The sequence below is a fragment of the Halorubrum salinarum genome, from assembly GCF_013267195.1.
Lineage (GTDB): Archaea > Halobacteriota > Halobacteria > Halobacteriales > Haloferacaceae > Halorubrum > Halorubrum salinarum.
In genome coordinates this window covers 1,962,653-1,977,060 of record NZ_CP053941.1, presented here as the reverse complement: position 1 = coordinate 1,977,060, position 14,408 = coordinate 1,962,653, and the positions used below count along the sequence as shown (strand labels likewise).

The 14,408-nt window shown below is 70.8% G+C and carries 14 protein-coding genes and 2 tRNA genes; 7 read left to right on the top strand and 9 right to left on the bottom strand.

Features of this window, described 5'->3' with window-relative positions; translation table 11 throughout:
• Positions 1 to 308 precede the first annotated feature (308 nt).
• The 4 genes from HPS36_RS10070 to HPS36_RS10055 all read left to right on the top strand — a co-directional run bounded on the left by HPS36_RS10070 (position 309) and on the right by HPS36_RS10055 (position 4,289).
• On the top strand, positions 309 to 512 hold the full coding sequence (locus HPS36_RS10070; RefSeq protein ID WP_121596059.1) for a hypothetical protein: 204 nt from the start codon (positions 309 to 311) through the stop codon (positions 510 to 512).
• Positions 513 to 608: 96 nt separating this feature from the next.
• Entirely contained in the window at positions 609 to 914 is a 306-nt protein-coding gene (locus HPS36_RS10065; protein ID WP_137717695.1) for a putative quinol monooxygenase, read from the top strand.
• Positions 915 to 1,019: 105 nt separating this feature from the next.
• A complete protein-coding gene (ggt, locus tag HPS36_RS10060; protein WP_137717696.1) occupies positions 1,020 to 2,678 on the top strand; it encodes a gamma-glutamyltransferase in 1,659 nt (552 codons plus the stop codon).
• Between the two features lie 210 nt (positions 2,679 to 2,888).
• Complete coding sequence (locus HPS36_RS10055) at positions 2,889 to 4,289, top strand: ABC transporter substrate-binding protein (RefSeq protein WP_173230038.1); 1,401 nt, start codon at positions 2,889 to 2,891, stop codon at positions 4,287 to 4,289.
• A gap of 75 nt (positions 4,290 to 4,364) precedes the next feature.
• Here HPS36_RS10055 and HPS36_RS10050 read toward each other — a convergent pair whose 3' ends face one another.
• The 9 genes from HPS36_RS10050 to HPS36_RS10010 form a co-directional block, all read right to left on the bottom strand.
• Entirely contained in the window at positions 4,365 to 4,757 is a 393-nt protein-coding gene (locus HPS36_RS10050) for a hypothetical protein (RefSeq protein WP_173230037.1), read from the bottom strand.
• A gap of 90 nt (positions 4,758 to 4,847) precedes the next feature.
• Positions 4,848 to 5,642 (bottom strand): ABC transporter ATP-binding protein, encoded by a 795-nt coding sequence (locus HPS36_RS10045; RefSeq protein ID WP_235681694.1) that lies wholly within the window; start codon positions 5,640 to 5,642, stop codon positions 4,848 to 4,850.
• Positions 5,639 to 6,541, bottom strand: coding sequence for an ABC transporter ATP-binding protein (locus tag HPS36_RS10040; protein ID WP_137717699.1), 903 nt, complete (start codon positions 6,539 to 6,541; stop codon positions 5,639 to 5,641). Before HPS36_RS10040 ends, HPS36_RS10045 begins: the two co-directional genes overlap by 4 nt.
• Positions 6,534 to 7,877, bottom strand: a complete 1,344-nt coding sequence (locus HPS36_RS10035; RefSeq protein WP_173230036.1) for a branched-chain amino acid ABC transporter permease — start codon at positions 7,875 to 7,877, stop codon at positions 6,534 to 6,536. The genes HPS36_RS10040 and HPS36_RS10035 overlap by 8 nt, the downstream gene beginning before the upstream one ends.
• Positions 7,874 to 8,995 carry a branched-chain amino acid ABC transporter permease gene (locus HPS36_RS10030; RefSeq protein WP_137717701.1) on the bottom strand — a complete coding sequence of 374 codons (1,122 nt, stop codon included), beginning with the start codon at positions 8,993 to 8,995 and terminating at the stop codon, positions 7,874 to 7,876. The genes HPS36_RS10035 and HPS36_RS10030 overlap by 4 nt, the downstream gene beginning before the upstream one ends.
• 103 nt (positions 8,996 to 9,098) lie before the next feature.
• A complete protein-coding gene (lipA, locus tag HPS36_RS10025; RefSeq protein WP_173230035.1) occupies positions 9,099 to 10,037 on the bottom strand; it encodes a lipoyl synthase in 939 nt (312 codons plus the stop codon).
• Positions 10,038 to 10,116: 79 nt separating this feature from the next.
• A complete protein-coding gene (locus HPS36_RS10020; RefSeq protein ID WP_173230034.1) occupies positions 10,117 to 11,118 on the bottom strand; it encodes a hypothetical protein in 1,002 nt (333 codons plus the stop codon).
• A gap of 118 nt (positions 11,119 to 11,236) precedes the next feature.
• Positions 11,237 to 11,308 (bottom strand) — tRNA-Thr (locus HPS36_RS10015).
• Between the two features lie 97 nt (positions 11,309 to 11,405).
• Positions 11,406 to 12,071 carry a DUF7114 family protein gene (locus HPS36_RS10010; protein ID WP_173230033.1) on the bottom strand — a complete coding sequence of 222 codons (666 nt, stop codon included), beginning with the start codon at positions 12,069 to 12,071 and terminating at the stop codon, positions 11,406 to 11,408.
• A 59-nt stretch (positions 12,072 to 12,130) separates the two neighbouring features.
• On the opposite strand from HPS36_RS10010, the gene HPS36_RS10005 reads away from it, so the two are divergent.
• The 3 genes from HPS36_RS10005 (at position 12,131) to HPS36_RS09995 (ending at position 14,383) form a co-directional block, all read left to right on the top strand.
• The gene (locus tag HPS36_RS10005; RefSeq protein ID WP_173230032.1) at positions 12,131 to 12,838 is read left to right on the top strand and encodes an enoyl-CoA hydratase/isomerase family protein; all 708 of its coding nucleotides are present in this window, start codon (positions 12,131 to 12,133) and stop codon (positions 12,836 to 12,838) included.
• 89 nt (positions 12,839 to 12,927) lie between these two features.
• A tRNA-Gly gene (locus HPS36_RS10000) sits at positions 12,928 to 12,998 on the top strand.
• 218 nt (positions 12,999 to 13,216) lie between these two features.
• A complete protein-coding gene (locus HPS36_RS09995) occupies positions 13,217 to 14,383 on the top strand; it encodes an inorganic phosphate transporter (RefSeq protein WP_173230031.1) in 1,167 nt (388 codons plus the stop codon).
• Positions 14,384 to 14,408: the final 25 nt, after the last annotated feature.

Genomic DNA, 14,408 nt, shown 5'->3' with positions numbered 1-14,408 from the left:
GAACCACCGCTCCGAGCCGGACTCGGCACCCGGCGACGACGAGCCCTATGAGTGCCGAGGCCGACTTTCGATCACGGGGTGTCGAGGCAGCCAGCGACGCCTGCGAACCGCGTCTGTCGCCCGCTGAGAGGACGGCGTCGTCCGAGCGACGCCGGAGTTCCGCCGCGTCTCGAGGGGACATCGACCGCTCCGGCCCACACGCGGAGACGCCGGCCACTCGGGACCGCCGCACCGGGCGGTTGGCGGCTACTGCTCGCTGAACGACAGTCGAGACAATCGTTTTCAGGCCGCCGCGTGATTCCGCGTTCATGGACCACCGCTGTCCCGACTGCGGCGTCACGATGGAGGAGGTCGAGTTCAGCATGGGCGACGCCTGGAACGCGCACGTCAAGACCGGCGAGAAGCGGTCGGGGCTGCTCGGTAAACTGGGAATGAACGAGCGCAAGGAGCTGACGACGGTGATGTGTCCCGAGTGCGGACTGGTGCGCCACTACGCCGAGTTCGAGGAGTGAGCGGGCCCGTCGGTGCCCGCGACGACCCGCTCCGCGACCGATCGGATCCCCGGTGTCACGGGTGTTTTACGGCTCCCAGCCCGCCGATCCACTGGAATGTCCGACTCCGAGTACGCGCTCCAGGCACGGCTCGAAGCGAAGCCCGAGAAGGCCGACGAGGTGGCCGCGTTCCTCGAAGGCGCGCTCCCGGCGGCCGAGGCCGAGGAGAAGACGACGACGTGGTTCGCGCTGCGGCTCGACGAGACCACGTTCGGCATCTTCGACACGTTCCCCGACGAGGAGGGCCGGCAGGCGCACCTCGACGGCGAGATCGCCGCCGAGCTGATGGACCGGGCCGACGAGCTGTTCGTCGAGGACCCCCAGATCGACGAGATCGAGGTCCTCGCAGCCAAACACTCCTGAACCGCCGGACCGGAGGAGCAAACGCGGGAGCGGTCCGGTTAGGGGCTCTGGACACCGGATAGATCCGGTCGGTGGTTTATTCTCCCGGGCGCCGGACGGGTTCGTATGGAGCCAGACTTAGACCGGTTCACGTCGCGCCGATCGACCGTGTACGGTCAGCGCGGCGTGGTGGCGACCAGCCAGCCGCTCGCCAGCGAGGCGGGGATCGAAGTCCTCCGCGAGGGCGGGAACGCGTTCGACGCGGCGGTCGCGACCGCGGCCGCGCTGAACGTCGTCGAGCCCACCTCGACCGGGCTCGGCGGCGACGTGTTCGCGCTGTACCGGACCGCCGACGGCGAGGTCGGCGCGATGCGCTCGTGCGGCGGCGCCCCCGCAGACGCGACGATAGAGAACGTCAAGGCGGCGCTCGCCGAGGACGACGACGCCGACTCGTACTACCCCGACGACGGCGGCTACGCGGTCGACGACGCCGGCGAGGCCGGGATGCCGTTCTACGGCCCGCACGCGGTCACGGTGCCCGGGACGGCCCGCGGCTGGGAGGCCACCGTCGAGGAGCTGGGCCGGCTCACCCTCGCGGACGCGCTCGCGCCCGCCATCCGCTACGCGACCGAGGGCTACCCGGTGTCCGAGGTCATCGCCTCCTACTGGGCGAGCGCCGACGCGCTCTTCACCGACGACCACGCCCGCGAGGCGTTCCTCTTCGACGGCGAGCCGCCGGGCGTCGGGCAGACGGTGACGCTCCCGCGGCTCGGCGAGTCGATGCGGCGGATCGCCGAGGAGGGCGCCGACGTGGTGTACGAGGGCGAGATCGCGGAGGCCATCGCCGACGAGGTCCAGTCGCAGGGCGGGTTCATGACCGTCGACGACCTCGCCGACTTCGAGGTCGAGTGGCCGGACCCCGTCTCGACCAGCTACAACGGCGCCGAGGTGTACGAGCTCCCGCCGAACAACCAGGGACTGATCGCCCTGGAAGCGCTCAACGTCGCGAGCGAACTCGGCGCCGGCGAGTACGACTACGACTCGCCCGAGCGCGTCCACTACTTCGCCGAGGCGATGAAGCGGGCGTTCCACGACGGGCACCGCTACATCACCGACCCCGAGTACGAGTCGATCCCGCCGCTCGCGTCGAGCGAGTGGGCGAGCGAGCGCGCCGCGGGCGTCGGCGAGACGGCCTCGCACGACGTCTCCTTCGGCGTGCCGAACGCGAACGCCGAGGACGCCGACACCGTCCTCCTCACCGTCGCGGACGAGGCGGGCAACGTCGTCTCGTACATCAACTCCCGGTTCGCCGGCTTCGGCTCCGGGCTCGTCGCCGGCGACACCGGCATCGCCTTACAGAACCGCGGCGCGTCCTTCTCGCTCGACCCGGACCACCCGAACAGCCTCGAACCCGGCAAGCGGCCCTTCCACACGCTCATCCCGGGCGTCGTCCGGTTCGACGAGGACGACTGGGCGGCGTTCGGCGTGATGGGCGGGTACATGCAGCCGCAGGGCCACGTCCAGGTGATCTCCAACCTCGTCGACTACGGGATGCCGCTCCAGCGCGCGCTCGACGAGCCGCGGTGGCGCTACCGCGAGAGCGGCGAACTGGCGCTGGAGCCGCACTTCGACGACGACGCCGCGGCGAAGCTCGTCCGCAAGGACCACGACGTGCGGACGCTCTCGCCGGTCATGTTCGGCGGCGCCCAGATCGCGCGGAGCCGGGACGGGGTCCTCTCGGCCGCCACGGAGCCCCGGAAGGACGGGAACGCGCAGGGGTACTGAGGCGGACGCGACCGCGCCCGGCGGCGACGACCAGTCTCCTATCAGCGAGCGGGTACGACGCGCCGTTCGCGGCCGGCCGCCGATCGGCGAACCTGTCGGTAAAGCGCACGCGGACGCGACGAAGCCGGTCTGACGCGTCCGAATCCCGGTGCTGTGGTATTTGTGACCGTGGATACACTTATAACGGCTCGTATGGTATACGCTCACAGAATGAAGCGAAGAATCCAGCGACGCGACGTACTCAAGGGCGCCGGCGCGGTCGGCATTGCGGGGCTCGCGGGTTGCTCGACGGAGAGCGGTGACGGCGGCGGCGGCGGGGACGGATCCGACGGGTCCGACGGCGGCGACGGGATGGACGGCGGGGACGGATCCGACGGGTCCGACGGCGGCGACGGCGGGGACCAGAACAACGTCCCCGACGCCGTGATGGTCGTCGGGTTCCCGCAGTCCGGGATCCAGCTGTTCCGCGACTTCTACTCGGAGTTCGCCGACAGCGCGCCCGACCTCGACATCATCGTCCCCGACGGGCTCATCGACAGCGACCTGCCCGGCGAGGTCGACAACGACATGAACAACGTCATCGGCACCGCGCCCTCCGCGGGCGGCCCCGGCGCGGAGTTCTTCACCGAGTCGTACCAGGAGGCGTACGGCGAGGAGCCGGGCGTGTTCACCGCGCAGGCGTACGACGCGATGGCGGTCGAGATCCTCGCGGCGACCGCCGCGGGCGAGAACAGCGGCCAGGCGATCCGCGACCGCGTCCGCACCGTCGCCAACCCCGGCGGCGAGGAGTTCGGCCCCGCGGACCTGCCCGAGGCCGTCGAGACGGTCGCCGGGGGCGACCCCGTCCACTACGTGGGCGCGTCCTCCAGCGTCAACTTCGACGCCAACGGCGACATCGCGACCGCGGCCTACGACATCATCGACTTCCAGGACGGCGACCTCGTCACGCTCGACACCGTCGAGTTCGGGAACGAGCTCAGCGAGGAGGACCGGAACGCGACCGCGGCCGACCCCGTGGGCGTCGACTCGTTCACTGCCCGGATCGGCGTGTTGATGCCGGAGACGGGCGACCTCGGCCCGCTCGGCGTCCCGATCCGCGACGGCGCGCTGCTCGCGGCCACCCAGGTCAACGACGCCGGCATCAACGTCGACGTCGAGACGAGAGTCGAGGACACGCAGACCGACCCGCAGGCGGGGATCTCCGGCGCGAACGCCCTCGTCAACGCCGGTTTCGGCGCGGTCGTCGGCCCGGCCTCGTCGAACGTCAACCTCCAGGTCTCGGACCAGGTGTTCATCCCGAACGGCGTCGTGGGTATCTCGCCGTCCTCGACCGACCCGAACGTGACGGACTTAGAGGACAACGGCTACATCTTCCGGACCGCGCCCTCGGACCTGCTCCAGGGGCCGGCGATGGCCGACCTCGCCGTCGGCGACACCGTCGGCGCCTCGTCGTCCGGCACGCTGTACCTCAACGACGCATACGGCCAGTCGCTGGAGGAGGCGTACGTGAACGCCTTCCAGGAGCGCGACGGGACGATCACCCAGCGCGTCTCCTTCGAGCCGAACCAGGCGACGTACACCAGCCAGTGGTCGAGCGTGCTGAACCAGTAGGGAACCGACCGAACCTTTCCCCGATTTTTCATCCGACGTGAGCCGCGGCGCTCGCCCGCGCGACGGAGGGCGTCGTCACCGCGTCGTCAGTACGCCCGACTCTCGAACGTCGAAGGTGAGCCGCTCGCTCCCGTCGCCGTCGGGGACGAAGTGGACGTTGCCCTGATCGGTCAGCCTGGACCCGTCCTCGTAGGCCCGGTAGCGGACGAGGTACCGCCCGACCTCGGCGACCGCGTCGCGCGCCGCCTCGCCGCCGGGGCCCACGTCGAGGGCGGACTCGTACGCCCGCGCCGCCGGCTCCGGGGCGTCGTCGTCGAAGAATCCTATCTCGACGGTGTAGGTCGCGTCCGTCTGGTTGAACACGGTCAGCCCGACGCGCTCGGCGTCGGAGGAGAGGCGCGAACAGCCGCCGAGCGAGCCGACCGCCGCGACGCCGACAGCGCCGAGGACCGCTCGTCGAGAGGGCACGGCCTCACTGCGACGGCGCACCTGATAAGCCTTCCCCGAGCGGCGTCATCGACGCCGTTCAGAGTCGCGCGAGCCGCGGTCGACCGCGGTTCACCCGCCGAGGAAGTCGCGCCGCACGTCCTCGTCGGCGAGCAGCACGTCGCCGCGGTCGGTGTAGCGGTTCGCGCCGTTCACCAGCACGTAGCCGCGGTCGCAGCGGCGCAGCGCCTCCTTCGCGTTCTGTTCGACCATCAGCACGGCCGTCCCGCTCTCGTTGATCCGGTCGATCCGGTCGAACATGTCGGCGACGAGGTCGGGGGCGAGCCCCGCCGAGGGCTCGTCGAGCAGCAGGAGGTCCGGGTCGAGCATGAGCGCCCGGCCCATCGCGACCATCTGCCGCTGGCCGCCGGAGAGCGTCCCCGCCTTCTGGTCGCTGCGCTCCCGGAGGATCGGGAACCGGTCGTAGATCGTCTCGATCTGGTCTTCGGGCACCTCGTCGAGGATGTAGGCGCCCATCTCAAGGTTCTCGCGGACGCTGAGCCCGGGGAACACGTTGTCCGTCTGCGGGACGAAGCCGATCCCCTCGCGGATGATCTGCTCGGGCGCGAGCCCCTGGATCTGCGCCCCCTCGAACTCGACGGTGCCGCCCATGTGCGTCGTGAGCCCGAAGACGGTCTTCATCACCGTCGACTTGCCGGCCCCGTTGGGGCCGACGATGGTCACGTACTCCTCGTCGGCGACGTCGAGGGCCACGTCGGAGAGGATCTGGAGGTCGCCGTAGCCGGCGTCGAGGTCCCGGATCCGGAGGATCGCGTCCCCGTCGATCGTGTGGGTCGTTCCGGCGGCCGCGTCTGCCGCCGGCTCGTCGGCGTCCGCCGCCTCGCCCGCCGCGCCGTCGGCGGTCATAGGTCCTCACCCAGGTACGCCTCGATGACCCGCTCGTCGTTCCGTATCTCGTCGCCGGTCCCCTCGGCGAGCACGCTGCCCTGATGCATGACGATGACGCGTTCGCAGTTGTTCATGATGACGTCCATGTCGTGTTCGACGAGCAGGAAGGTGTAGCCGTCCGCGCGCAGGTCGTGGACCCGGTCCAAGAGCTTCTCCTGGAGGGTCGGGTTGACCCCGGCGAGCGGCTCGTCGAGCAGCACCATCTCGGGGTCGGTCATCAGCGCGCGGGCCATCTCCAGCAGCTTCCGCTGGCCGCCGGAGAGGTTCCCCGCGTGCTCGTGCGCGAGGTGGTCGATCTCGAAGAACTCCAGCGTCTCCCAGGCCCGCTCGCGGATGTCGGTCTCCTCTTCGATCACCGCGCCGCGGAGGCCGGGCGTCACGGCCCGGATCGCGGACTCGCCGACCTGGCCCTGCGGCGCGAGCATGAGGTTCTCCAGGACGGTCATCTCGGAGAGCTCCCGGGCGATCTGGAAGGTCCGAACCAGCCCCTTGCGCGCGATCTCGTGGGGCCTGAGCCCGGTGATGTCCTCGCCCTCGAAGGTCACCGTGCCCGCGGTCGGCTCGTGGACGCCGGTGATACAGTTGAACGTGGTCGACTTCCCGGCGCCGTTCGGCCCGATGAGGCCGGTCAGCGACCCGGCCTCGACCTCGAAGGAGGCGCCGTCGACGGCGGTGACGCCGCCGAACCGCTTGACGAGCCCCTCCACGCGGAGCGGGGGCGCCCCGGACGGGACGTGCTTCGCGGCCTCCTCGACCGCGCTGTCGTTCGCCTCGGGTTCGTCCTCGGGGGCGTCCGCCGCGTCGACCGCGTCGGCGACCCGGGCCGCGTCGTCCGCCTCCGGAACGTCGCTACTCATCGGCCTCACCCCCGTCGGGCCGCTCCGAGAGGTCGACGGCCGCGGCCGTCTCGATCCGGTCGCCGAGGATCCCCTCCGGGCGCCGGTGGATGATGAACACCAGGACCAGCCCGAGGAAGACGAACTGGAGCGGCGCGATGTTGTCGGTCGCGTACGCGAGGAACGTCACCGGGTCGAGCGAGACGACCGCGTCGGCGAACGACGGCGGCGTCTCCGCGTCGATGAGCCCGCGGACGACCCCGCCGACGCGGCGCGGCCCCTCGAACAGGACCGCGGCGAAGACGATGCCGCCGAGGACCGAGCCGGTGTTCGACCCCGACCCGCCGATGATCACCGCGATGAACACGTAGAACGTGAGCAGGGGGCGGAACTGCGGCGTCGGCGAGACGTTCCCCTGGCTGCCGAACCAGAGGATGCCCGCGAGCCCCATCAGGGCACAGCCGATGACGAACACCTTGATCTTCACGAGGTTCACGTCCTTGCCGAGCGAGTCGGCGACGAGCTCGTCCTCCCGGATCGCCTTCATCGTCCGGCCGAACGGCGAGCGGCCGAGGCGTTCGACCAGGAGGTAGAACCCGACCAGGAAGGCGGCGAGGACGGCGATGTACCCCCAGCCGATGAGGATCGGGTTGGAGATGCCGAGCCCGTCGGCGCCGAAGACGCCGAAGACGAACTCGCCGAACGCGGTCGGCGTCCCCGCCTGCCCGTCGACGAGGAACAGCTCGCGGACCGGGTTGTCGGGCATGCCCATCCCGCGACCGCCGCCCGTTCCGGCGCCGACCGTGTCGCGCAGGAAGTTGTCGAAGGCGCTCGACTGGAGCGACAGGCGGATGATCTCCGAGAGCCCGAGCGTGACGATGGCGAGGTAGTCGGCTTTGAGCCGCAGCGCGGGCAGGGCGGCGACGGCGCCGAGCACGGCCGCCATCGCGACGCCCGCGGCGATCCCCACCGGGAGCGGCAGGCCGAGTCCGGGCGGGCCGAACGCGGGGTCCGGCGAGCGGACGACCATCCCCATCGTGTAGACGCCGACGGCCATGAAGCCGGCGACGCCGATGTTGAACAGGCCGGTGTACCCCCACTGGAGGTTCAGGGCGAGCGCGGTGAGCGCGTAGACGATCCCGAGGAACGTCAGCGTCTCCATGAGCCCGACGACGCTGTTGAGCCCGTCGGTGAACGTCAGCAGCGTCGCGGCCGCGTAGATCGCGAGCAGCGTCCCGACGACGAGGCCGAGGTCGCTCTCCCGGGCGGCCTCGGCGAGCGCCGCCATCGCGCTCTCGGGCGCCTCGGGCGCGCTCGGTCCGGACCCGGAGTCGCCGGGCGCGTCGGCGTCGCTCATGTCGTCGTCACCCCGCCGAAGAGCCCCTCGGGGCGCAACAGGAGCATGAGGATCATCACGCCGAACGCCGCGGCCTGGTTGAAGTCGGACGGGATCCAGATCGTCGAGGTGGTGAACACGACGCCGATGACGAGGCCGCCGGCGATGGCGCCGTAGACGGATCCGATCCCGCCCAATATCACGGCCGCGAAGATCAGCAGGAGCAGGAGCCAGCCGAAGTCGAACTGGATCGTCCCGCGGAGCAGGACGTAGAGGTAGCCGGACGCGCCCGCGAGCCCGCCGCCGATGATCCACGTCGCGGTGACGACTCGCTCGGCCGGGATGCCGGTGATGAGCGCGAGGTCCTTGTTGTCGGCCATCGCCCGCATCGCCGTCCCGAGCTTCGTGTGCTGGAGCATTCCGTGCATCGCGAGCATCAGCCCGACCGCGGCGACGAGGATGGTGAGTTCGTGCGCGTTCACCGACAGCCCGAGCGGGTCGAACGCGAGGTTCGACTGCTCGACGCTGGCGGTGACCCCGCGCCGGTCGGAGCCGTAGCCGAACTGGAGCAGGTACCGGACGATGAGCGCCGCGCCGATGGAGGCGATGAGCAGCGCGATCCCGTCGCGGTCGCGCATCGGCTTGTAGAACCCCCGGTCGAGCGCCACCGCGAGCAGCGCGGTGACGACGAACGCCGCCACCAGCCCGACGAGGATGGCGGCGGGCGTCGTGAGGATGTGCGCGCCGATGTCGCCCGGCGAGGCGTTCCCCGCGTCGCGGACGGTCAGGAGCGCGCGGACCGGCACGTCGCCGAACCCCGCGATCAGGAACGCCACGCCCCACCCGGAGAACGCGCCGACGCTGACGAGGTCCCCGTGCGAGAAGTTCGCGAACGAGAGGATGCTGTACGTCATCGAGAGCCCGATTCCCGCGAGCCCGATCACGAGGCCGATGACGACGCCGTTCCAGAGGTTCGAGCCGAGCCGGTCGACCGAGATCGACCCACCGATCGGGCCGAGGCCGACCCCGGCGAGCTTCGCCGCGAGGTCGACGAGGAGCAGGCCGCCGAGGAGAGTGACGAGGAGAAGCCCCGGCCGGGCCCGCGCCGAGTCGACGATCGACGAGTCAGTTGTTCCCATGTGTACGTCTCACTGACCCAGGGTGAGTCACCGAGAGGTAAATAACTCGCTGTTCGGACAAGAATCCTCGAAACCGCCTGACAGCTCTGACGGGGCCGGAGCGTCAGTCGCCGCCCGCCGCCCGCGCGTGGCGCCGCGCCGCCTCCGGCGACCGCCCCTCGCGCAGCAGCGCCTCGACGAACAGCTCGCCCGCCTTGTACGACGACCGGACCATGGCGCCCGACGCGCAGTAGAGGAAGTCGAACTCCTCCTCGGCGACCCGGCGCCACGTCTCGAAGACGTCCGGGTGGACGTACTCGAACACGTCGAGGTGCGAGCGCGAGGGCTGGAGGTACTGGCCGAAGGTGACCACGTCGACGCCGACCTCGCGGAGGTCGCCGAGCGTCCGGTACACCTCGTGGTCGTACTCGCCGACGCCGAGCATGAGGCTCGTCTTCGTGTGGATGTCGGACTCGCGGTCGACCTGATCGAGGACCGACAGGGACTGCTCGTAGTTCGCGCGCCGGTCCCGGACCGGCCACTGGAGCCGCTCGACCGTCTCGACGTTGTGCGCGATCACGTCCGGCTCCGCGTCGATGATCCGCCGGATCGCCTCCGGGTCGCCCTGGAAGTCCGGGATGAGCGTCTCGACGAGCACCTCAGGGTCGCGGCGCTTGATTTCGCGTATCGTCTCGGCGAACTGCGCGGACCCGCCGTCCGCGAGGTCGTCGCGGTCGACGGAGGTCAAGACGACGTAGTCGAGTCCGATCTCGGCGACCGCGTCCGCGACGTTCGCGGGCTCGTCGGGGTCGAGCGGCTCCATCCCGCCCGTCTCGACGTCACAGAAGTTACACCCGCGCGAGCAGCGGTCGCCGAGCAGCATGAACGTCGCCGTGCCGGGGCCGTCCTGCCCCGACCAGCACTCGCCCATGTTCGGGCAGTTCGCCTCCTCGCAGACCGTGTGGAGGTCGTGGTCGCGGAGGGTGGACTTGATCTCGGTGAACCGACTCCCGGACGGCGGGCGCGACTTCAGCCAGTCCGGCTTCCGGCGGCCGCGTTGCATGGTCGACCCTTGGCGTCCGAGCGCAAAAGCGTGCGGGTCGGCGGGGGTCGCGCCGCGGGCGCGGCGCCTCCGGGCGGCCCTACGCCTCGGGGACGAAGACGTTCATCGACGGCGTCTGGATCCCCTGGAACTTGTTCTTCCAGTTGTACGCGATGTTCAGCACGCGCCGCCGGTTCCCCGGCGGGCCCGTCACCACGCTCACGGAGGTCCCGTCATCTGGAATCTCGACGCGCGTGTCCTCCCACTCGAAGCCGGCGAGCAGCGCCGAGGGGTTCTCGACGCTCACCGCTCCGCTGTTCCTGTTCACCTCGTAGAGGCGGTAGGAGTCCGTCTCCAGCAGCCGCTTGATGTCCTTGAGGTCGTCGTCGAAGTGCTCGTCGAGCGCGTCCGCGGTGTGGTAGCCGCAGACGATCAGGTGCGCGAACGTCTCGACGTTGCGGGGGTTCTGCTCGGCCTCGCGGAGGTGGTCGAAGTAGGCCAGCTTCTCCTCGCGGTCGAGCTCAAGGATCGCGTTGACGATCCGGGCCGCCTCGCGCTCTTTCTCCGTCGCGTCCGGGTCGGCGAGCACCTCGTCCGCCCGCGAGCCCGTGTTCTGTCCCCGGGACACGTCGAGGACGTTCTTGAGGTGTTTCGCGCGGTCGTACACCGCAGACTTGTACGACCAGTCGCGGACGTCGTCCGGGTAGCCGTCGAACTCCCGCAGCAGGGCCTCGCGGTCCTCGGGGAAGCCGATCTCCTCGCGGAAGTCGCTCCACGCGGTGGCGTCCTCGAACAGGCCGAACTCCGTCAGGGTGTCCTGCCCGAGGTTCGCCCGCGTGCCGCCGCTGGCGACGAACTTGGCCTCGACGAACGTCTCGCCGTCCGGCGTCTCGACGATCAGGTCGCCGAGCGAGTCGTAGGAGTTGCCGGCGTGGCGCACCGCGGTCGCGTCCGGGAAGTCGCTCCGGAGCCGGTCGGCCAGCGCCTCGGCGAGGTCGGGCCGGCCCGCCTCGACCAGTTCCTCGTCCGGGTCCGCGCCGTTCGCGAGCCGCGCGGTCAGCCGCTCGGTGGCCTCGACCCACGCGCGTTCGTGTTTGCCCATGTGGTGTGTCGGTCGCGGCGTGGAGAACAAAAAAGCGCGTACTGCGGCGTGGCGATCGAGTCCCGGAACGGACGGCCATCGAGCCGGCGAGGTCGCTCGGGAAGCGAGGAGGGGAGGAAGCCTAGGCCGAGATTTGAACTCGGGGTCTCGTCCTTACCAAGGACGCGCTTTACCGCTAAGCTACCCAGGCGCGCAATCAGTCGTTGACCGGATTCGACTTTATGGGTTTCGATCCGGCGGCGCGGCGTCGGGGAATCCCGCGCCGTCGCGGAGGGTCGCCGCGCGGGTCACCGGTCGGTCGCGCTGACGGCCCGCTCCGAGATGTCGGCGATGCGGTCTGCGGTCGCCTCGGGCAGCGCGCGGCCCGCGGGCGGAAACTCGCCGTCGCAGTCGGCCGCGAGGTCGCGGGCGTATTCGAGCAGTTCCGCGGGCGGGTCGCCGCCGACGGCGGTGGTGCCCGCGACGACGGCGAGCTCCATCGCGTCCACCTCCAGATTGCGGTCGAGTTCGGCCGCCGTCTCGGCGTCCGTGTCCTCGCGGTCGCGGAGCGTCTGGTCGCGGCCGAACGCGCGCACCACGTCGACGGCGGGCCGGGCGGCGTCGGTACAGGCCAGAAGCGAGAAGCCGCGGGAGACGAGCACGTCGGCCGCGAGGATGTCCATGTCCGCGTCGATGTCGGCGGCGGCGGTCGGCGCCGTCACCCACGGCTCGTCGTGAGCGACCGTCCGGGTGAGGCGCAGCCCCTTGTAGATGAGCTGCACGCCCGCGGCGCGGTCGGCCACGTCCCCGAGGTCGACGGCCGGTTCCAGCGCGCGGGCGGTGACCAGCGCCAGCACGCCGGGGGTCACCGCCGCGTCGCCGATCCGGGCGTCGAGGGCCTCGCGGAGCTGTTCGGGTTCGACGTCCGCGAGCGCCTCGCGCGCGGCGTCACGCGCTCGCGCGGCATCGTCCATTGTCGTTTCGTAGACGAGCGAAGGGCAAAGACCTTTGGAAACGAACGGGATTCCGTCTCGTGATCCGAACCCGAACCGACGGCGACGTGCGCGTCGTCACGCTCGACCGCCCCGAGGCGCGCAACGCGCTCCGGCCGGCGGACCTGACCGCCCTGCGCGAGGCGTTCGAAGCGCCCGCGGACGGAGACGCCCCGCCGGTGACGTACCTCCGCGGCGCCGGCGACGCCTTCTGCGCGGGCGCCGACCTCGACGCGGTCGCCGCGCTCGACGACCCGGAGGCGTTCGCGCGGCGGGGGCAGCGCGCGGTCGCCGCCGTCGAGGAGTCGCCGTCAGTCGTCGTCTGCGGGATCGACGGCCCGGCCCGCGGCGGCGGCGTCGAGTTGGCGCTGGCGGCGGACGTCCGGGTCGCCACCCCGCGGGCGACGCTCGGCGAGCCGGGCGTCTCGCTCGGGCTGTTCGGCGCGTGGGGCGGCACGGTCAGGCTCCCGCGCGTCATGGGCGAGGGCGAGGCGCTCGACTTCGCGCTCTCGGGGCAGGTCCTCGACGCCGAGGCGGCGCTGCGGACCGGGCTCGTCTCGCGCGTCGTCGACGACCCGCGCTCGGTGGCCGACGATATCGCGGCGGGCGAGGCCGACGCGCTCGCGGCGATCAAACGCCGGATCCGCGACCGCCGCGAGGGCGAGGCGCAGGAACGGGCGGAGGCCGCGGCGTTCGCCGAGCTTCACGACACGCACGCGGGGGACATCGCCCGACTGCGCGACCGGTGACCGGCGCGGCGAGCGCCGACCGCGTCCGCCCGCCGTCCCGATGTGACAGACTTAAGTGAGTCTCCGTTCAATTGCGGGATGCGAAGCACGCACCGGTAGTGTAGTGGTATCACGCAACCTTGCCATGGTTGCAACCCGAGTTCAAATCTCGGCCGGTGCACTCCTTTCAGTCGTCCCCCGACCTGACTCTCGCTCGCTGCGCTCGCGAGAGTCTCGGCCGGTGCTTTTTGCGAACGATGTGAGCAAAATCACCGAGAGACATCTGTGTGCGGACAGCGCGTCCCCCGATCGAACCGCGCAGATGTCATCGCCGATGGGCGGGCCCGTCAGCGGCAGACCCCGTCCGTTTAACAGCGCGTGTGTGTTCTGTTCGGGTATATGGTTGAGCCGCTTCTTCTCGTCGGCGTCGCGGTCGCGGCGTTCGTCGGATACAACATCGGTGGGGCGACGACGGGACCGGCGTTCGGGCCGGCGGTCGGCGCGGACGTGATATCGAAGGCGGGCGCGGCGGCGCTGATGTCGGTGTTCTTCTTCGTCGGCGCGGGGACGCTGGGGCAGCGCGTGGTGACCACCCTCGGCGAGGACCTCGTCACCGGCGCGAACGTGTTCACGCTGGAGACGAGCATCATCGTCCTCTTCTTCATCGGCGGCGCGCTGTTCGTCGGCAACTTCGCCGGGGTGCCGGCGTCGACGTCGATGACGGCGGTCGGCGCCATCGCCGGGCTCGGGATCGCGACGAACACCCTCGACTGGGCCGTGATGGGCGAGATCGCGATCTGGTGGCTCGTCGCGCCGATCATCGGGTTCTGGGTGTCGGGCGTCGTCGGCCGCTACTTCTACTCGGCGATCGACCGCTGGGTGGCCATCGAGAGCACCGAGGGCGCGCTGTTCGAACTCGACCGGTCGGGGCTGATCCCGCGGCCGGTCCTCGGCCCGAACACGACGCGGCGCGAGCTGACGGGCGGAGTCGTCGTCATCTCCATCGGCTGTCTGATGGCGTTCTCCTCGGGCACCTCGAACATCGCGAACGCCATCGCGCCGCTCGTCGCGCTCGACGGCGTGGAGATGACGCCGATGATCCTCCTCGGGAGCGCGGCGGTCGCGGTCGGCGCGTTCACCATCGCCCGGCGGACGCTCGACACGCTCGGCAACGACATCACCGACCTCCCGCTGACGGCCGCCATCGTCGTCGCGGTCGTCTCCTCGGGGATCGTGATCAGCCTCTCGGCGGTCGGCATCCCCGCCTCGTTCGTCATCATCGCGACGATGTCGATCGTCGGGCTCGGCTGGGGACGGGCGACCCGCACGGTGACCGTGCGACAGGGGATAAGCGGCGAGAAGGAGCCGACCGTCTCCGTCGGCGCGCTGGCGGCCGACGAGATGCCGGAGATCGGCGAGGGCGACGCGAGCGACGTGCCCTCCGCGTCCGACCTGTTCAATCCCGGGACGAGCGCGCGCGTCGTGCTGATGCAGAACGTCGTGCCGATCCTCTCGACGGTCGGCGCGCTGGTGACGTTCGCCGTGCTCTTCAGGTTCGTCTGGTAGGTCGGGGGCGGCGGCGCCGGGCTGG